Origin of the sequence: Streptomyces poriticola (assembly GCF_036689765.1) — a bacterium.
Taxonomy (GTDB): domain Bacteria; phylum Actinomycetota; class Actinomycetes; order Streptomycetales; family Streptomycetaceae; genus Streptomyces; species Streptomyces poriticola.
In genome coordinates, this window is the sequence record NZ_JBAGKH010000016.1 from 30,430 (window position 1) to 50,382 (window position 19,953).

10 protein-coding genes are annotated in these 19,953 nt (G+C 75.6%); 7 read left to right on the plus strand and 3 right to left on the minus strand.

Annotation, left to right across the window (positions count from 1 at the left end; translation table 11 throughout):
• Positions 1-125: 125 nt before the first annotated feature.
• Both V5O46_RS20090 and V5O46_RS20095 read right to left on the minus strand, forming a co-directional pair.
• Positions 126-1,304: an endonuclease/exonuclease/phosphatase family protein gene (locus V5O46_RS20090; RefSeq protein WP_332886014.1), complete on the minus strand. Its 1,179-nt coding sequence runs from the start codon at positions 1,302-1,304 to the stop codon at positions 126-128.
• 273 nt (positions 1,305-1,577) lie between these two features.
• Entirely contained in the window at positions 1,578-3,206 is a 1,629-nt protein-coding gene (locus V5O46_RS20095) for an AMP-binding protein (protein WP_332886015.1), read from the minus strand.
• A 257-nt stretch (positions 3,207-3,463) separates the two neighbouring features.
• Between V5O46_RS20095 and V5O46_RS20100 the strand changes: the two genes are divergently transcribed.
• From V5O46_RS20100 to V5O46_RS20120, 5 genes are all read left to right on the plus strand, one after another.
• Positions 3,464-6,685: an amino acid adenylation domain-containing protein gene (locus tag V5O46_RS20100; protein WP_332886016.1), complete on the plus strand. Its 3,222-nt coding sequence runs from the start codon at positions 3,464-3,466 to the stop codon at positions 6,683-6,685.
• A complete protein-coding gene (locus V5O46_RS20105) occupies positions 6,682-13,296 on the plus strand; it encodes an amino acid adenylation domain-containing protein (RefSeq protein ID WP_332886017.1) in 6,615 nt (2,204 codons plus the stop codon). Before V5O46_RS20100 ends, V5O46_RS20105 begins: the two co-directional genes overlap by 4 nt.
• Before the next feature lie 216 nt (positions 13,297-13,512).
• Positions 13,513-14,607 carry a guanitoxin biosynthesis L-enduracididine beta-hydroxylase GntD gene (gene gntD, locus V5O46_RS20110; RefSeq protein ID WP_332886018.1) on the plus strand — a complete coding sequence of 365 codons (1,095 nt, stop codon included), beginning with the start codon at positions 13,513-13,515 and terminating at the stop codon, positions 14,605-14,607.
• An 11-nt stretch (positions 14,608-14,618) separates the two neighbouring features.
• On the plus strand, positions 14,619-15,389 hold the full coding sequence (locus V5O46_RS20115) for an SDR family NAD(P)-dependent oxidoreductase (RefSeq protein ID WP_332886019.1): 771 nt from the start codon (positions 14,619-14,621) through the stop codon (positions 15,387-15,389).
• A 40-nt stretch (positions 15,390-15,429) separates the two neighbouring features.
• The gene (locus tag V5O46_RS20120) at positions 15,430-16,665 is read left to right on the plus strand and encodes a cytochrome P450 (protein ID WP_332886020.1); all 1,236 of its coding nucleotides are present in this window, start codon (positions 15,430-15,432) and stop codon (positions 16,663-16,665) included.
• Here the strand turns inward: V5O46_RS20120 and V5O46_RS20125 are convergent.
• The gene (locus V5O46_RS20125; RefSeq protein WP_332886021.1) at positions 16,633-17,442 is read right to left on the minus strand and encodes a thioesterase II family protein; all 810 of its coding nucleotides are present in this window, start codon (positions 17,440-17,442) and stop codon (positions 16,633-16,635) included. The two genes, V5O46_RS20120 and V5O46_RS20125, sit on opposite strands and share 33 nt — an antisense overlap.
• Positions 17,443-17,595: 153 nt before the next feature.
• Here V5O46_RS20125 and V5O46_RS20130 point away from each other — a divergent pair, with 153 nt between their 5' ends.
• On the plus strand, positions 17,596-17,940 hold the full coding sequence (locus V5O46_RS20130; RefSeq protein WP_332886022.1) for an acyl carrier protein: 345 nt from the start codon (positions 17,596-17,598) through the stop codon (positions 17,938-17,940).
• A complete protein-coding gene (locus tag V5O46_RS20135; RefSeq protein ID WP_332886023.1) occupies positions 17,937-19,679 on the plus strand; it encodes an acyl-CoA dehydrogenase family protein in 1,743 nt (580 codons plus the stop codon). The genes V5O46_RS20130 and V5O46_RS20135 overlap by 4 nt, the downstream gene beginning before the upstream one ends.
• Positions 19,680-19,953 lie beyond the last annotated feature (274 nt).

Here is a 19,953-nt window from a genome sequence, read left to right on the forward strand (position 1 = left end):
GTCACCTGTGGCCGGTGTCTCCCCGCCACGTGGGACGGAGGGGCAGCCGGCCCGGCACCGTCGAACCCCCGAGGGCGGGCGGCGAGCCACCGGTGGCCGGCTGAGAGGCCGCCGGGCCGGGCCGGTCAGGGGAGGGTGATGCGGGCGGCGACCGGCAGGTGGTCGCTGCCGGTGGCGGGCAGGGTGCGTACCTGAGTGACGGTCGCCGCGCGGGCCATCACCTGGTCGATCCGGGCCAGCGGGAAGCCGGCCGGGAAACTGAACGCCACCCCGCGTTCCGCGGTGTTCAGCTGCGAGGTCAGCGGGGCCAGTCCGCGGTCGTCGACGGTGCCGTTGAGGTCGCCGAGCAGGATCACCCGGGTCTGTCCCTCGGCGGCGAGGGCCTCGCCGAGCAGGGCGGCGCTCGCGTCGCGCCGGCCGGAGGCGAGCCCGCCCGCGCCGAGCCGCACCGACGGCAGATGTGCGACGTAGGCCGCGATCTCGCCGCGGGGGGTGGCGACCAGGGTGCGCAGTCCGCGGCTCCACTCCCCCTCGATCCCCTCGGGCCGGATGTCCAGCGCCACGGCCTCGGTGAGCGGGTGCTTCGACCAGAGCCCGACGGTGCCGCGTACCGCGTGGTACGGGTAGTCGGCGGAGAGGGTCCGCTCGTAGACCGCCAGGGCCGGGGGGACCAGCTCCTGCAGCGCGATGAGATCGGGCCCGGCAGCGGCCAGGTCGCGGGCCGTGCCCGCCGGGTCGGGGTTGTCGTCGGCGACGTTGTGCTGCACGACCGTCAGGTCGCGGGGGCCGGGCGGTGCCGCGGGCAGCAGCAGCCCGGCGAAGAGGTGGGTCCAGGCCGCGGCCGGAAGCAGCAGGGCCGGCAGCGCTATGGCGGAACGGCGCAGCAGCGCGAGCCCGAGCAGCACCGGGACGGCCAGGCCGAGCCAGGGCAGGAACGTCTCCAGCAGGCTGCCGAGGCGGCCCGGAGTGCCGGGCACCGCCCGGTGGAACACCAGCAGTGCGGCGGTCAGCACCGCGAGGGCGGCGAGTACCCGGCCCCGGTGCCAGGAGAACCGTCCCCGGTGCACGGAGAACCGGCCCGGGTGCCGGGCGGAACGGCCGGGGTGCGGGGAGCTGCGGGCGGGATGCCGGGCGGAACGGCCCGGGTACCGGAAGCTGCGGCCGGGATGCCGGTCGGACCGGCCCCGCTCGCCCGGTGCGGATCCGCCGATCCGGCCCCGCGCGGATCCGCCGATCCGGCGCCGCACCCGTCGGCGCGCCGCCGCCGTCGGCGCCGTGCCGCCGTCCACCGCCCGATCCGTCATGATCCCCTTCCGTTCCGTCTCCCCATCAGGACGAGCCGCGGGACGGATCGGTTTCCGCCGGCGAGGGACCGCGAAACCCCGTGGAAGCGATGTCAGCGGGTCCGCTCATGCTGCACCGCGACGATCACGCAGCCGCGGGCAAGCCCCGCCAGCCGCAGACAGTCGTGCCGCAGGGCGGCACGGGTGGGCGCGGCGGCACCCCGCGATGCCGGGCCGCGCCCGCCCACGCCCGGCCGCCAGCTGCAGTCGCGTCTCCGCAGGCGCCGGTCCGCCTCAGGCGTCCGGCGATGCGGCCAGCGGCCCGGTGGTGTCGTCGTACGTGCCCGTGCACAGGGACTTCCAGATCACCCGGCGGCGGGGCTTGCCGCTGGAGGTGACGGCGATACCGCCGCGCGGCACCTCCACGGCGAGCAGCTGCGCGTCGCCGAGCCATTCCGACAGCACCTCGTGGGCGATCTCCCGCCAGCCGTCCCGGACACCGGCGAAGACCGCCACGCCGGTCGGTACGCCGTCGCGGACACCGAGCAGCACCGCGACCCGGCGCTCGGGGATGCCCCGCTGGTGCAGCAGCGTCTCCAGGCTCTCGGCGAACACCATCTTGCCGCTGACCTTCAGCCCGTCGCCGAGCCGCCCGACGACGAACAGCTGCCCGTCGCGCAGGAACCCCGCGTCGCCGGTGTGCAGCCGGTCGCCGAGGCTGGTGCCGGAGGCGGTGCCGGCGTCACCGACATAGCCGTCGGCGAGGGACACCCCGCGGACGACGATCTCGCCGACCTGGCCCTCGGGGAGTTCCCCGCCGTCCTCGCCGACGACGGCCACCGTACGGTCCCGCAGCGGCCGGCCGCAGCCGACCACCGCCGTGCCGGCGAGGGACGCGGCGTCACCGGCGTACGGCTCGCCGACGGACCAGCCCTCCCCCGGAGGCAGCCCGGTCACGGCGAGCGTCGCCTCCGCGCTGCCGTAGGCGGGCAGCAGCGCACCGCGGTCGAGGCCGTGCGGCCCGAGCAGCGCGTGGACGTCGTCCAGCACTCGCGGGTCGATGCGCTCGGCGCCGATGATGAGGCAGCGCAGCGAGTCGAAGCTCAGCCCCTCCAGGTCGGCGGGCCGCACCCGGCGCAGGATGTAGGACAGGCCGAAGTTGGGCATGGCGGTCATGGCGATCCGCCGCTCGCTGATCCGCCGCAGATAGCGCTGCGGGGAGCGGATGAAGTCGTCGGGCTGCAGCATGTGCCCGTCGAAGCCGGTGACCACGACGTTGAGGAGGAAGCCGACCAGGCCCATGTCGTGGTGGACGGGCAACCAGCTGACCGCGGGGAGTTCCGGCGCGCAGCCCAGCCACTGCCGCATCCCGTCGAGGTTGGCGCGCAGCGCGTCGGCGGAGATCCGGACTCCCCGGGAGAAGCCGCTGGAGCCGGAGGTGAACTGCACCAGCGCGGTCTCGGGCAGCGTCAGCGGTGCGCCGAGCGGTTCGGCGTCCGCGACGAGCTGGTCGAAGACGACCGGCTCCGGCAGCTCCGTCACGGCGGCGATCTTGCGGATGCGTTCCTGCGACTCGTCGTCGCAGACGGTGATCCGGGGCCGCACGGTACCGAAGAGGTGCGCGGCGTGCCTCTCGTAGTCGTCGGCCCGCTGGAAGGCGAACGGCGGGGCGATGGTGCAGGGCGTGGCACCGGCGGCGAGGGCGCCGAAGAAGGTGGCGACGAAGCCGGGGCCGGAGCGCTGCACCAGCGCCACCACGTCCCCGTGCCGCACACCGTGGGCCCGCAGGGCGGCGGCGGTGGCCAGCACCAGGTCGCGCAGTTCGCGGTAGGACCGGAAGTCCCAGCCCTCCCGGCGGCCCGCGTAGTACAGGCCGCGCTCGGCGGAGGCGTCGTCCAGCCAGTCGAGCAGGCCTCGGTCCACGGTTCCCAACGTGCTCGTCCTCTCCGCAGCGTCCCACCCCGGGCGCCGCGCCCGGTGACCGCCAGCCTCGGCGCCGGCCCGCCCGGGCGCCAGGCAGGAGCCCGGTAACTCGGGCGCCCGCGGCGGCAGTTCCACCAGCAACAGCGATTGCCGGTCGGTTGCCTGGTGACCCCCTTGGGCGCCGTGCAGCATCGAGCGGAGTGGCGGCTCCCGCCTTCTGCCCGGTACGCACGCCCACGAGAGCGGTTACGAACCAGATGACTTCACGCGACGGCGGTCCGCCCGCCGATCCCGGCCTGCTTCCGCTGACGGCGGCCCAGCGGGGCGTCTTCCACGCGCAGGCCCTCGACCCCGGCAACCCGTCCTGGAACACGGTGGCCGTGATGGAGGTCCGGGGTCCGCTGGACGGGGAGCTGCTGCGCCGGGCGGTGCGCCGGGCGGAGGCGGAGAGCGGCACCTTCGACGTGGAGTTCGCCGAGCGCCCGGACGGGGTGTTCCAGCGGCCGGTGGCGCCCGGCTGCTCCACGTGGCGGCAGCTCGATCTCACCGGTGAACCGGACCCGTTCGCGGTGGCACGGGCGCTGGTGGACGGCGACCGGACCACCGCGCTGGACCCGCTGACGGACACCCTGTCCGCGCATGTGCTGATGCGGGTCGGCGACCACCACCACCTGTGGTACCAGCGCAGCCACCACGTACTGTCCGACGCGTTCGGATCGGTGCTGCACTCGCGCCGGATCGCCACCCACTACGAGGCGCTGGCCGCCGGCGGCGAACCGGGCGGCGCGCCGCTGGACACGCTGCGGGACCTGCTGGCGGAGGAGGCCGGTTACCGCGCCTCGGAGGAGTTCGCGGCGGACCGACGGTACTGGAACGACCGGTTCGCCGACCGGCCCGAGACCGCGAGCCTCGCCCCGGGTGTGCCCACGGGGGCGGCGCCGGGCGCGCTGTCCGCGTCGGCGCGGCTGTCCGCGGCCGAGCTGGCGGCGCTGCACTCGGCCGGGCGGGCCGCCCGTGCACCGTGGACGGTGGCGCTGCTGGCGGCGGTCGCCGCCTATCTGCACGGGATGACGGGGGCCGAGGACCTGACGCTGGGCGTGCCGGTCACCGCGCGGCTGGACGCCCGGTCCAGGAACGCACCGGGCATGCTGTCGAACACGCTGCCGCTGCGGCTCTCGGTCCGCCCGGCGGAGGGCCGCACCGCCCTGGTACGGCAGGTGGCACGACGGCTCGGCGAGCTGCTCACCCACCAGCGCTACCCGTACGACGAACTGCGCCGCGACCTGAAGCTGCTGGGCGGCGGCGAGCAGGTGTACGGCGTGCTGGTCAACATCATGCCGGCGGGTTCGGAGACCGCGTTCACCGGCCGCACGGCGACGCTGACCACGCTGTCCGGCGGGCCGGTGACGGACCTGAACATCACCTGCCACCCGGAGCCGGACGGCACCGGCGCACGGGTGGCGTTCGAGGCCAATCCGCAGCGGTACTCGCCGGCCGAACTGGAGTTGCACCGACGCCGGTTCACCGCCTTCCTGGCCCGGTTCCTGGCCGTCCCGGGCGACCGCCCGCTGGCCCGCACGGAGGTGCTGACCGAGGGCGAGCGGGTGACGGTGCTGGCCGCCGGCGAGGGCCTGGGCGGCGTACTGCCGCGGACCTTCCCCGAGCTGTTCGAGGAGCAGGTGCGCCGCGCGCCGCACGCCCTCGCGGTGCTCTCCCCCGCCGGGCCGGTGGACTACGCGGGGCTGAACGCGCGCGCCAACCGGCTGGCGCGGGCCCTGATCTCGCGCGGTGCCGGCCCGGAGGGGCTGGTGGCGGTGGCGGGGCCGCGCGGCGCCGAGGCGACCGCCGCCGTGGTGGCGGTGCTGAAGTCGGGGGCCGCCTATCTGCCGGTCGACCTCGGCTATCCGCGGGCCCGGCTGACCGCGATGCTCGAGGACACCCGGCCGCTGCTGATCCTCACCACCCGCGACGCGGACGACGCGACGCTCGCCCCGGACGTGCCGCGGCTGTACGCGGACGACGAGGCGGCCGTCGCCGGGCTTGCGGACACCGACCCCGCCGACCGCGACCGCCGGGCGCCGCTGCGCACCGGGCACCCGGCGTACGTCATCTACACCTCGGGCTCGACCGGCCGCCCCAAGGGCGTGGTGGTCACGCACACCGGTCTGGCGGCGCTGGTGCGGCACCAGCGGGACCAGCTCGGGCTGCGGCCGGGCACCCGGGTGCTGCAGTTCGCCTCGCCGAGTTTCGACGCCTCGGTGTGGGAGCTGACGACGGCGCTGCTCACCGGGGCCGCCGCGGTGGCCGCCCCGGCCGAGCGGCTGGTGCCCGGTCCGCCGCTGGCGGAGCTGGTCGCGGAGCTGGGCGTGACCTGTCTGCTGCTGGCCCCGTCGGTACTGGCCGCCCTGCCGGCCGGGGCGCTGCCGGAGGGCACCGACCTGGTGGTGGGAGCCGAGGCGTGTGCACCGGAGCTGGTGGCCCGCTGGTCGCCGGGCCGCACCATGGTCAACGCCTACGGTCCGACCGAGTCGACGGTCATCGCCACCCAGACGGGCCCGCTGTCCGGGCGGATCGTGCCGCCGATGGGCCGCCCGGTGCCCGGAACCCGCGTCCGGCTGCTGGACGCCGCGCTGCGCCCGGTGCCGCCCGGGGTCCCCGGCGAGATGTATCTCGGCGGCGACGGGCTGGCCCGCGGCTATCTTGGCCGCCCCGGCACCACGGCGGACCGTTTCGTCGCCGACCCGTTCGGCCCGCCCGGCACCCGCATGTACCGCACCGGCGACCTGGCCCGTTGGAACACCGACGGCTCGCTGGCCTACCTGGGCCGCGCCGACGGCCAGGTGAAGGTGCGGGGCTTCCGGATCGAGCCCGGCGAGGTGGAGGGCGTGCTCACCGGGGCGCCGGGCGTCGGCGGGGCGGTGGTCGTCGCCCGCGAGGCCCGGCCGGGCGTGCGGCAGCTGGTGGCGTACGTCGTGCCGGCCCGGGACGCCGCGGCGCCGCCGGATCCGGTGGCGCTGCGCGCGCTGGCCGGGGAGCGGCTGCCCGGGTACATGGTCCCGGCGGCGGTGACGGTGCTGGAGGCGTTCCCGCGCACCCCCGGCGGCAAGGTGGACGTCCGGGCGCTGCCCGAGCCGCGGTTCGAGACGGCGAGCGCCTACCGGGCGCCGTCCACCGAGCGGGAGCTGATGCTGCACGCGGTGTTCGCCGAGGTGCTGGGCCGGGAGCGGATCGGCGTCGACGACAGCTTCTTCGACCTCGGCGGCGACTCGGTCACCGCCACCCGGCTGGCGGCCCGGGCGCACCGTGCGGGCCTCGCGCTCACCGCCAGGGACATCTTCGGCCACAAGACCATCGCGCGGCTCGCCGGGGTGGTCCGGGACGCCGCTCCCGGGACCGCGGCGCCGCGCGCCGAGAGCCTGGTGCGGCTCGACGCGGACGAACTCGACGAGCTCGAAGCCCAGTGGGGGACGACACTGTGAGACAGACATCCCTGGAAGCGGTGCTGCCGCTGACGCCCTTGCAGCAGGGCATGCTCTTCCACGCCCTCTTCGACGAGGGCGAGGGGGTGGCGGGAGCGGACCCGTCGGACGGCACCGCCCGGCCGGTCGACTTCTACACCGTGCAGACGCCGCTGGAGCTGACCGGCACGCTGGACGCGGTGGCGCTGCGCAGCGCCACCGCGGCGCTGGCCGACCGGCATCCGAGTCTGCGCGCCGGGTTCCTGCGGCGCCGCTCGGGCGAGGCCGTGCAGGCCGTGGCGCGGTCGGTGCAGCCCGCGTGGGAGGAGGCCGACCTGTCCGGGTTCGGCCCGGACGAGCAGCGGCTGCGGCTGGCGGGGCTGCTGGGCGAGGACCGTGCGCGCCGCTTCGACATGGCCCGGCCGCCGCTGCTGCGGTTCACCCTGATCCGGCTCGCGGCCGACCGGCACGTGCTGCTGATGACCAACCATCACATCCTGCTGGACGGCTGGTCGCTGCCGCTGCTGCTGGCCGACCTGTTCCGCGTCTACCGGGACGGCGGCTCGGCGGCGGCGCTGGAACCCGCGGTGCCGTTCGGGGAGTACCTGGGCTGGCTCGCGGCGCAGGACCGCGACGAGGCCGAGCGGGCCTGGCGGTCGGCGCTGGCGGGGCTGGACGGGCCGACGCTGGTCGCGGGGCCGTCCGGGCAGGGCGGCGGGCCGGAGCGCGGCCAGCGGCGTGCGGTCGCGGAGCTGTCCGAGGCGGACACCTCCCGGCTGACGGCGACCGCACGCTCGCGCGGGCTCACCCTGAACACGGTGGTCCAGGGCGCGTGGGCGCTGCTGCTGTCGGTGCTGACCGGCCGCCGGGACGTGGTGCACGGAAGCACGGTCGCCGGGCGCCCGCCGGAACTTCGGGGCAGCGAGCGCATGGTGGGCCTGATGATGAACACCGTGCCCGCGCGAGTGCGGATCGATCCGGCCGAGCCGGTGGCCGCGCTGCTGGCCCGCCTCCAGGACGAGCAGTCGGCGCTGACCCGGCACGAGTACCTGGGCCTGGCCGACATCCACCGTGCCGCGGGGGTGCCGGAGCTGTTCGACACCACGGTCGCCTTCGAGAACGTCCCCGTCGACGGCGCCGTCCGCGGGGCGGAGGTGCCGGGCCTCGGGGTGCGGCTGCTGCGGGACGTCGTCGACGACGCCTTCGAGGGCACCCACTATCCGCTGAGCCTGGCCGTGCACCCGGGCGAGCGGCTGCGCTTCGAGCTCAACCACCGCGAGGACGTGTACTCCGCGGACGCCGCGGCCGGGGTGCTGCGGCGGCTGTGCGGGCTGCTGCGGGACATCGCCGAGGGGCCCGACCTGCCGGCGGGCCGGCTGCCGCTGTGCTTCCCTGCGGAGCGCGAGGAGATCCTGCGCACCGGCTCCGGGCGGACCACCGGTCAGCACCCGGCGCGGACGCTGCCGGAGGTGTTCGAGGCGCAGGTGCGGGCCACCCCGGACGCGGTCGCCGTGGGCGACGGCAGCAGCCGCCTGACGTTCGCCGAGCTGAACGCCGAGGCCAACCGGCTGGCGCGGCTGCTGGCCGCCGAGGGTGCCGGTCCGGGCGGGCTGGTCGGTGTGGCGCTGCCGCGCACCGCTCAGGCGGTGACGGCGATCCTGGCGGTGCTCAAGTGCGGGGCCGGGTATCTGCCGGTCGACACCTCGCACCCGGCCGAGCGGATCGCGGCGATCTGCGCGGAGGCGGCGCCGGTGCTGGTGCTGGCCACCGCGGCGACCGCACCCCGGCTGCCCGGCCGGACGCTGTGCACGGACCGGGCGGTGCTGCCGGACGACGCCTCGGACCTCACCGACGCCGACCGTACCGCCCCGCTGCGGCCCGGGCATCTGGCGTACGTGATCCACACCTCGGGTTCCACGGGCCGCCCGAAGGGCGTCGCGGTCGAGCACCGCAACCTGGTCAACATGTTCCACAGCCACCGGGCGAACTTCTTCGAACCGGAGCGGCTGCGCGCGGGCGGCCGGCCGCTGCGCGCGGCGCTGACCAACTCGCTGGGCTTCGACGCCTCCTGGAGCCAGCTGCTGTGGATGGTCGGCGGCCACGAGCTGCTGCTGGTCGACGACGACGTCCGCAGGGACGCGGTGGCGCTGGCCGACCTCGCCGCCCGCGAGGCCGTCGACGTCGTCGACACCACTCCGTCGGTGGCCCGACAGCTGCTGGCGGCGGGCATGTTCGAGCCGGTCGGCGAGGACCGGGTGCGGGTCCTGGCGCTCGGCGGGGAGGAGGTCGGCGCGGACCTCTGGCAGGCGCTGCACGAGATGCCGGGTCTGTCCGTCTACAACCTGTACGGCCCGGCCGAGTGCACGGTGGACGCCATGCTGTGGCACGGCGGCGCCGCGTCCGGCCCCGCCATCGGCACGCCCTCCGACAACACCCGCGTCTACGTCCTGGACGGCTTCCTGCGGCCGGTCCCGGACGGTGTGGTGGGCGAGCTGTACATTGCCGGTGACGGGGTGGCCCGGGGCTATCTGGGCCGCCCGGCACCGACCGCCGAGCGGTTCGTCGCCGATCTGCTCGGGCCGCCCGGAGCGCGGATGTACCGCACCGGCGATCTGGGGCGCCGCCGGCCGGACGGGGTGGTGGAGTACTGCGGCCGGTCGGACTTCCAGGTGAAGATCCGCGGGCACCGCGTGGAGCTCGGCGAGATCGAGGCAGCGCTGGCGGCCGATGCCTCGGTCGCCCAGGCGGTGGCTGCGGTCTCCGCCGACACGGGCGGTGTGCGCCGGGTCGTGGGCTACGTACGGCCCGTGCCGGGCGCCGCACCCGACCCCGGGGCGCTGCGCGCGGCCGTCGCCGAGCGCCTGCCCGCGTACATGGTCCCGGCACTGGTGATGGCCGTGGACGCGTTCCCGCTCACCGGCAACGGCAAGGTGGACCGGCGGGCGCTGCCCGCACCGCGGTTCGAGGCGGCGAGCGCCTACCGGGCGCCGTCCACCGAGCGGGAGCGGCTGCTGCACGACGTGTTCGCCGAGGTGCTGGGCCGGGAGCGGGTCGGCGTCGACGACTGCTTCTTCGACCTCGGCGGCGACTCGATCACCGCGATGCAGCTGGCCGCCCGCGCCCACCGGGCCGGGCTCGCGGTGGGCGCCCGGGACGTGTTTTCGCACCGGACCGTGGCCCGGCTGGCCGAGGCGGCCCGGGAGGCCGGGGCGCAGGAACCGGCGGCGGCCGTACCGGCGGGGCCGCCGATCGTGCTCACCGACGCCGAGCGGGCGGAACTGGACGCGCTGGAGCGCCCGTTCGGCGAGGTGCTGCCGCCGACGCCGCTGCAGCAGGGCATGCACTTCCACGCGATGCTGGCCGCCGACGGCGTCGACGTGTACACCGCGCAGGCGCCCGTACGGCTCGCCGGCACGCTCGCCCCCGCGGTGCTGCGGACGGCGTGCGAGGCGGTCGTGGCCCGGCACACCGCGCTGCGGGTCTCCTTCCGGCTGCTCGGTTCGGGGCGGCTGGTGCAACTGGTCCACGAGGACGTGCGGGTGCCGTGGCGCGAGGTGGACCTGAGCGGCGCCGGCGAGGAGGAACGCCGGGCCCGGGTCGCCGAACTGCTGGCCGACGAGCGGGTGCGGCGCTTCGACCTGGCCGAGCCGCCGCTGCTGAGGGTCACCCTGGTGCGGTTCGCCGACGACGACCATCTGCTGGTGGTCTCGCACCACCACGGGCTGCTGGACGGCTGGTCGCTGCCGCTGTTCTTCCGCGACCTGTTCGCCGCCTACGCCCGTGGCGGCACACATCCGGCCCCGGAGCCCGCGCAGTTCACCGACTTCAGCCGCTGGCTCGCGGCGCAGGACCAGGGGGCGGCTGCAGCCGCCTGGGCGGAGGCGCTGGCCGGCTTCGAGGAGCCCACGCTGGTCGCCCCGGACGCGGAGGCCGCGACGGCCGCGGTGCCCCACCTGGTGACGCACACCGTCGACGCGGAGCGCACGGCCGGGCTGGCCGCCGCCGCCCGCCGGGCCGGGCTGACCCTCAACACCGTGGTGCAGGGCGCCTGGGCGGTGGTCCTGGGCCGGCTGCTGGGCCGCGCCGACGTGGTGTTCGGCGCCACCACCGCCGCCCGCCCGCCGGAGCTGCCCGGCGCCGAGGACATCGTGGGCCTGCTGATGAACACCGTCCCGGTCCGGGTACGTCTGGACCCGGCCCGGCCGTTCGGTGCGCTGCTGGCCTCGGTGCAGGAGCAGCAGGCCGGGCTGCGCCCCTACCAGCATCTCGGGCTGACCGAGGTGCAGCGGGCTCTCGGCCTGGGCGAACTCTTCGACACGGTCGTGGACTTCGCCAGCGCACCCTTCGACGGCGAGGCGGTGCAGCGGCAGGTGCCGGGGCTGCGGATGACGGTGGACGAGGACCCGGCGCCGGGTGCTTCGCACTACCCGCTGAACCTGGTGGTGGTGCCGGGCGAGCGGCTGAGCCTCGAACTCAGCTACCGTGCCGACCTGTTCACCGCCGAGGCCGGTACCGTGCTGCTGGACCGGGTGCGGGCGGTCCTGGACGGCTTCGTCGCCGGCCCCGCCGTCCCACTCGGTCGGCTGGACCTGCTCGGCGCCGGTGTGCGGGCGGAGCTGCTGGCGGCCGCCGAGGGACCGGCGCACGGCGGATCCGTGCGCGGCGGACCGGCGGCGACCTTCCCGGCGCTGTTCGAGGCGCAGGTGCGGGCCCGCCCCGATGCCGCCGCCGTGTCCGACGGCGCGCGGACCCTGACGTACGGCGAGCTGAACGCGCACGCGAACCGGCTGGCACGGGAGCTGGTGGCGGACGGGATCGGCCCCGAGGACGTCGTGGGCGTGGCGCTGCCGCGGTCGGCGGAGTCGGTGCTCGCCGTGCTGGCCGTGCTCAAGGCGGGCGCCGCCTATCTGCCGCTGGACCCGGGCTATCCGGCGGAGCGGCTGCGGCACATCGTCGGCGACGCGCGACCTGCCCTGGTGCTGACGGCACCGGGCACGACTGAGCTGCTGGCTGCGGCGGGCGCGGCCCGGACCCGGTGCCTGGAGCAACTGCCGGTCACCGCCGGCCACCCGGACCCCGGCTCCGATCACTCCTACACCGCACCGTCCGGCGCCCGGGAGGCCCGCGCCGACCGCTCCGGTGCCGACCAGGCCGACGCCACCAGGAACTCCGGCGACGATCCGACCGACGCCGGGCGCTCATGCGCCGATCTGACCGACGCCGACCGGGTGGCGCCGCTGCGGGCGGCGCACACCGCGTACGTGATCTACACGTCCGGGTCGACCGGCCGCCCCAAGGGCGTCCAGGTGCCCCACACGGGCGTCGCGGCCCTCGTCGCCCAGCAGCGCACAGGGCTGGAACTGCGCCCGGACGAGCGGGTGCTGCTGTTCGCCTCCCCCAGCTTCGACGCGTCGGTGTGGGAGCTGGCCACGGCCCTGCTGACCGGGGCGTGCGCGGTCACCGCGGCGGCTGACGAGCTGCTGCCGGGCCCGGCGCTGGCGGCCACGGTGGCCCGGCACCGGGTGACGGCGCTGCTGCTGCCGCCGTCGTCCCTGGCGGTGCTGCCCGAGAACGCGCTGCCCCCCGGCGTCACCCTGGTGGTCGGCGCCGAGGCCTGCCCGCCCGACCTGGTGGAGCGCTGGTCACCCGGCCGGCTCATGGTCAACGCGTACGGCCCGACCGAGGCGACCGTCATGGCGACGATGAGCCGCCCGCTGCACGGCCGGGTCCGGCCACCGCTCGGCGGGCCGGTCGCCGGGGCCCGCGTGTATCTGCTGGACGGCGCGCTCCAGCCGGTGCCGGCCGGCACGCCGGGCGAGCTGTACGTGGCCGGCGAGGGCCTGGCCCGCGGCTATCTGGGCCGCCCGGCGCTGACCGCGGAGCGGTTCGTCGCCGACCCGTTCGGGCCGCCGGGGGCGCGGATGTACCGCACCGGCGACCTGGCCCGCCGTACGGCCGGGGGCGAGCTGGAGTTCCTGGGCCGGGCGGACCAGCAGGTCAAGGTCCGCGGTTTCCGGATCGAGCCGGGCGAGATCGAGGCGGTGCTCGCCGGGGACCCGGCGGTGGCGCAGGCCGTGGTGGTGGTCCGGGAGGACCGGCCGGGGCACCGGCAGCTGGTGGCGTACGCCGCCCCGGTGGCCGGCGCCCGGCCGGAACCGGCCGCGCTGCGGGCCCGGGTGGCCGGCGTACTGCCCGAGCACATGGTGCCCGCGGCGGTCGTCGTCCTGGACCGGCTGCCGGTCACCGCCAGCGGCAAGCTGGACCCGGGCGCGCTGCCCGCGCCGGAGTTCTCCGCCGCGCCGGGCTCCCGGGCTCCGAGCACGCCGGGCGAAGAGCGGCTGTGCGCGCTGTTCGCCGAGGCCCTCGGGCTGGAGCGGGTCGGTGTCGACGACAGCTTCTTCGACCTCGGCGGGGACTCCATCGTCTCGATCAAGCTGGTCACGCTGGCCCGCGAGGCCGGCCTGGACGTCGCCCCGCGGGACGTGTTCACGCACAAGACCGTGGCCGCGCTCGCCGCGGCCGTGAAGGAACTCGCCCCGCCGTCCCCCGCCGGGGCGACGGCCCCGGACGACGAGCCGCTGATCGAGCTGGACCCGGACGAGCTGGACCGGTTCGCCCAGGACTGGCAGTAGCCACCGCCCCCGCACCACCCACACGACCTGCACCATCCGCACGACCCGCACCACCCGCACGAACCACTGGGCCGCGACACGGCCGGGACCCTGCTCGGCCGGCCCAGTGCGCACCACCGCGCGGTCCGGCCGCACCACGAGGGCGCGGGCCGCACAGGACCGGACGACGGACGACCCGAGCGGTCACGACCCGGTGAGGACACCGAGATGGCACCCATGAACCCGACTGTCGACGCGTCCCGCCGGGACGCCGCCCCCGCCCTCGACGCACCCGGCAGGCCGAACACACCGGACATTCCAGATATTCCGGCCGAGTACGTCCTGGACTCCGACGAGATCGCCGAGCTGCGCACCGCCGCGACCAAGCTCGCCGAGGTGTACGGCTCGCCGAGCCTGCCCGAGTTCTACGACCGTGCGCTGGCCGCCGAGGAGCTGCTGCCCGCCGGGCTGCGCACGTTCCTGCTGTCGTACCGGCGCAGCGAGCGGCACGCGGCCTGCCTGGTGCACGGCTTCCCGGTGGACGAGGCGGGGCTGGGTCCGACGCCGGGCCACTGGCGGGAGGCGATCCACGGACGCACGGCCCGGGACCAGGAGGTGTGGCTGGCGCTGTGCGGGCTGGTGCTGGGCGACCCGTTCGGCTGGGTGACGCTGCAGGAGGGCCGCATCATCCAGAACATCCTGCCGATCCGCGGGGACGAGGACCGGCAGAGCGGGCACGGCAGCGAGACCCTGCTGGAGTTCCACACGGAGGACGGCTTCCACCCCAACCGCTGCGACTATCTGATGCTGATGGGGCTGCGCAACCCCGATGCGGTGCCCACCATCGTCGCCTCGGTGCGCGACGTCCGGCTGGCCGACGCCGACCGGGCGGTGCTCGCCGAGGACCGGTTCCGGATCCGCCCGGACACCGAGCACATCCGGCAGCTGGAGGCCTCGGCGCCGGACCATCCGGCGCTGCCCCGACTGCGGGTGATGGCCGAGCGGCCGGTGCCGACGGCCGTGCTCTCCGGCGACCGGCTGAGCCCGTATCTGCGGATCGACCGCCCGTTCATGGACGCACTGCCCGGCGACACCGAGGCGGAGGCGGCGCTGGACCGGCTGATGGCCGAGCTGCACCGGGTCCAGCAGGACGTCCCGGTCGGCCCCGGCTCGCTGCTGATCGTCGACAACTACCGGGCGGTGCACGGCCGCAGGCCCTTCACCGCCCGCTACGACGGCACCGACCGGTGGCTGAAGAAGCTCACCGTCAGCCGCAACCTGCGCCGCAACTTCAGCGGCTACGCCCTCGACCACCCCCGCGTCATCGTCTGAAAGGCACCGTCATGCGCACCGTCATCGTGTCCGGCGCGTCCAGCGGCATCGGCCACGCCACCGCCGAGCGGTTCGCCCGCGCCGGCGACCACGTCGTCAACCTGGATGTGCAGCCCCCGCCCACCGGCACCCCGGACGGGGCCCGGGACGGCGGCGGCGAGGTCCACTGGGTGAGGACGGACGTCGCCGAGTGGGACGCCGTGCGGGAGGCCGTGGACCGGGTGGCCGCCGAGCGGGGCCGGCTGGACGTGGTCGTCGCCAACGCCGGGATCAGCGTCCGGCACGGCATCCTGGAGCTGACCGAGGCCGAGGCCCGGCGGACCCTGGACGTCAATCTGATGGGCGTGCTGGCGCTGTGGCGGCACGCCGTCCCGCACATGCTGCGCCGCGGCGAGGGCGTGCTGCTGGCCACGGCGTCCGTCAACGGCTCCCGCGGCTATCCGCTGTACGCCGACTACAACGCCAGCAAGGCGGGCGTGGCCTCGCTGTGCCAGACCTTCGCGGTGGAGCTGGCCCCGCTGGTCCGGACGGCGTGTGTGGCGCCGGGCGCGGTGCTGACACCGATGCAGCGGGCCGAGTACACCGACGCGATGCTGGAGGAGGTCAACGCCCGGATCCCGGCCCGGCGGCACGCGCGGCCCGCGGAGATCGCGGAGATGTTCCACTTCCTCGCCTCGCCGGGGGCGGCGTTCGTGTCGGGCCAGCAGTTCACGGTGGACGGCGCCGAGACGGCCGGGGCTACGACGGCGTTCTTCCCCGGCCCGACCGAGCCGCTGTGCTGAGCCCGGACCTGCGTGACGAGTCGAGCGGGGAGAGCCGACGATGACGACGATGAGGAACCGGCCCGTGCTGGAGCCGGCGGGCCTGGACGAGGTGGACCTCGCCGACCCGCTGCTGCACGCCCGGCACGATCTGGGCCCGCTGTGGCGCCGGCTGCGCGACGAGGCGCCCGTGCACTGGCAGCCGGAGGGGGCGCACGGCCCCGGCTTCTGGGTGGTGAGCGGGCACGCGGACACGGCCGCGGTGCTGGCCGACAACGACACGTTCACCTCGGAGCACGGCAATGTGCTGGACACGCTGCTGGCGGGCGGCGACTCGGCGGCCGGGAAGATGCTGGCGGTCACCGACGGCCGCCCGCACCAGGCGCTGCGCAGTGCGCTGCTGAAGCCGTTCTCGCCGCGGTCGCTGCAGGTCGTGGTGGACAGTGTGCGGCGCGGCACCCGGCAGCTGGTGGCGGACGCGGTGCGGCGGGGCACGGTGGACTTCGCCGCCGACGTCGCCGCGCACATCCCGCTCGCCGCGATCTGCGACCTGCTGGGCGTGCCGGCCGCCGACCGGGAGCACATCATCTCGCTGACCTCCTCGGCGCTGTCGTCCGCGGACGGGGTGCCCACCGAGGAGGCCACCTGGTCCTCGCGCAACGGTCTGCTGCTGTACTTCTCGGAGCTGGCCGCCGAGCGCCGCGCGAAGCCGTACGACGACGTGGTCAGCCTGCTGGTGAGCCGGGAGATCGACGGGCGAGAGCTGACCCACGAGGAGATCGTCTTCAACTGCTACAGCATCATCATGGGCGGTCATGAGACGACCCGGTTCGCGATGGTGGGCGGGCTGCACGCGCTGATGGCGCGGCCGGAGCAGTGGCGGGCGCTGAAGTCGGGCGCGGTGGGGACCGCTCCGGCCGTGGAGGAGGTGCTGCGCTGGACCACCCCGGCGCTGCACAGCGGGCGTACCGCCGCGCAGGACGTGCTGCTCGGCGACCGGTTCGTGGAGGCCGGCGACATCGTCACGGTGTGGATGGCCTCGGCCAACCGGGACGAGCGGGTCTTCGACCGGCCGGACGACTTCGTGCTGTCCCGCACGCCCAACAGGCATCTGTCGTTCGCGCACGGGCCGCACTTCTGCCTGGGCGCGTTCCTGGCCCGTGCCGAGCTGTCGGCGCTGCTGGAGAGCCTGCGGGAGCTGGTGGCCGAGGCGGAGCCGGCCGGGGAGCCGGGTTATGTCTACTCCAACTTCCTCAGCGGGCTGTCAGCCCTGCCCGTCACGCTCCGCGCCGAGTAGGCCGAGGCGGCGCAGCTCCTCCGTGACGGCGGTCAGCGTCGCCTCCGGGTGCGCCTGCGGGTAGGAGTGCCCGCCGGGCAGGACGCGCATCCGGGGCGGCCCCGCCGAGTACGCGGTCCACGGCTCGACCCTGGCCGGGGCGGCCACCTCGTCGTCGGCTCCGGCGAGGACGATCAGCGGGCAGTCCACCGGGGCCGGTGCGGGCAGCAGATAGGCCTCGGCCAGCGTGAGGTCGGCACGGACCGCGTGCAGCAGGTCGCGCAGGAACTCCGGGTGGTGCAGCAACTGCTCGGGCAGTCCGCCGTGGCCGTGCAGCCAGGCGGCGAGCTGCTGATCGCTGCTGCCGGTCAGCGGGTCCCGGGCCAGCGGCAGATGCGGGGCGCGGTGCGCCGACACCAGCAGCGCGGACGGGGCCCGCAGCCCGTCCTGCCGTTCGATGCGCCGGGTCAGTTCGTAGCCGAGCACCGCACCGAAGCTGTGCCCGAACACCGCGTACGGCAGGTCCAGTTCCCCGCGTACGCCGTCCAGGAGGTCGTCGGCCAGGGGCGGCAGGGCGTGCGGCACCGGCTCGTCGATGCGCGAGCCGCGGCCGGGCAGTTCCACCGGGGCGATTTCCACCCCGTCGGGCAGATGGGGCCGCCAGGCGGTGAACGAGGTGGCGCTGCCGCCGGCGTGCGGCAGGCACAGCAGCCGGAACCGGGGCACCCCGGCGGCGTGCCTGCCGATGATCCAGGGTGCCGCGGGGACGACGGGTGGCGCGGGGTCGAATGTGCTCATGGCGCACAGCCTTATCGTCGTCGCGGTGGTGCGGCAAGGCAGCGCGGCGGCAGCTTCCGCGGAAGGAATGCATATGCCGGGTGGGAGAGTTGCCGAGTGCTTGCCGGGATCGTTACCTGGGGCGGGTGCGGGGGCCGCCCTAGCGTCGGCGCCATGACTCACACCCCTGCCGCAAGCGCCACCGAGGCCGTGGCCCCCGTGGTGCTACGGATGACCCGGCTGATCGCCCCGCGCAAGCTCCCCGAGGTGACGCCGGAGCACCGGCTGATCGGCGATCTCGGCTTCCACTCCCTGGTGCTGGCCGAGCTCGGCTACAACCTGGAGGACCTGTACGGGCTGCGGTCGCTGACCCCCGAGGAGGCGATGAAGCTGGAACGGGTCGGCGACGTCATCGGGTTCGTCGGGGCCGAGGTGGCGGCGGGCCGCGCCCAGCTGCCCGCCGACGACGAGGTCGAGCTGCTCCTCGCCCGCTACGACATCGGCGACTCGCCGGTATGACCGGGCAGGACGTCGACCGGCCGTCCCATGCGCTCGCCGCCGGGCTGGACCGGCTCCTCGGTGACCCGTTCACCGGGAGCGGTCCCTTCGCCTTCGCGCAGACGGTCGGGCACGAGGAACGCGACGCGCTGCCGCCGGGCGCGGTGGAGCTGCTGCGCTCGTGGGGGTTCGCCCGGTATCTGGTCCCGGAGGCGTTCGGCGGCGGGCTGCGCAACCTGGAGCAGCTGTTCCTGCTGACGCGGGTGCTGGCCCGGCGCAATCTGACGGTGTCGGTGATGTTCGGCTCCGCCCTGCTGGGCGTCAACCCGGTGTGGCTGTGGGGCGACGAGGAGCAGCGGGACCGGGTCGCGCGGGGGCTGCTCGACGGGGACCTGGCGTGTTTCGCGGTGTCCGAGCCGGAGCACGGCAGCGACCTGGGCACCAACGAGACGGTCGCGGTGCCGGACGGCGACGGCTATCTGCTGACCGGCGACAAGTGGCCGGTGGGCAACGCCACCCGGGGCCGGTTCGTCACCGTGTACGCGAACGTCGCGGGCACCGGCTCGTCCCTGCTGCTGCTGGACAAGACGGAGCTGGCCGAGGGCAGCTGGGACAACCGGGCGTTCGTGCGCACGGTGGGGCTGCGCGGCCACGATCTCAGCGGCATCTCCTTCGACCGCACCCCGGTGCCGGGCGGCTGTCTGCTGGGCCGGCCGGGCGGCGGTCTGGCCGGGATCCTGCAGGTTCTGCAGATCACCCGGACCGCGATCGGCGCGCTGTCGGTGGGCACCATGGACTCGGTGCTGCGGATCGCCCTGCGGCACGCCCGCGAACGGGTGCTGTACGGGCGGGAGATCTACGCGATCCCCGTGATCCGCCGGCATCTGGTCCGCGCCCATCTGGATCTGCTGATCGCCGAGTGCACCGCGCTGCCGGTCACCCGCTCGCTGTCGCTGGCGCCGTCCCGGCTGAGCCTGTGGTCGTCGGTGGTGAAGTACCTGGTGCCGACGCTCGGCGAGGAGGTCGTGGCGGAGGCCGGCCGGGTGCTGGGCGCACGGAGCTATCTGCGCGAGGACGTCGCCTCCGGGGTGTTCCAGAAGCTGCAGCGCGACCACGCGATCGCGAGCATCTTCGAGGGCACCACGCACGTCAACCTGCACGGCATCGCGGCGCAGCTGCCCACGGTGGCGCGGGTCGCCGACCGCCCGGCGCAGGACGGGAACACCCTGCTGCGGGACCTGTTCGACGATACGCGGGAGGCGCCGGTCTGGCAGCCGTCGGGCCGGGCACTCCGGCTGACCAACGCCACCGAGGACGAGATCACCCGCGGCTGGGAGCCGGCGGTGGCGCGGGCACGGCTGATCGCCGAGCGGGAGCTGCGGCCCGCAGAGGCGGGCGCGCTGACCAAGGTGCTCGACCAGCTGTCGGTGCTGCGGGGCGCGTTCTACGCCCGGATCGCCGCGGGCACCCTGGACGCGGGCACCGCCGAGGCGCAGGACAGGGCCGCGGAGCACTGCCTGTACCACGCGGCGGCCTCCTGCCTGTACACGTGGCTGTACTCCTTCGAGCACGAGCGCACCGCGCCGGCCGGTACCGCCTGGCTGGTGCTGGTGCTTCAGCGGCTGCTGTCCCGGCTGGGGCAGCCGACGGAGCCGGACGAGGCGCTGACGGCGCCGGTGGAGGAGCTGATGCTCGGCTGCGTGGACGGCCCGGAGCACTTCTCGCTCCGCGCCGTCCGGGCGGCCTGCCGCCCCCGGTGACCCCGCGTGACGCGCCGCCGCAGGCCGCCGCCCCGTGGTGCGCGGCGGCCGTCCACCGGGCCCGTCGGCTGCTTCCCGACGGCCGGAGGGCGGGGCCCCGCCCTCCGGCGACGCACGCCGCCGGAGCGCCGCCGCCTTCCCTGCAGCGCGAGGCGGCCCGGGGCCCGTCCACGGCAGTTCCTCCCGGACGACCCACGGCCCGCACCCGCCCTGCCGCAACGCACCACCGACCGAGCACACCACTCCACCCCGGGAGCCCGACCACCCCAGCGCC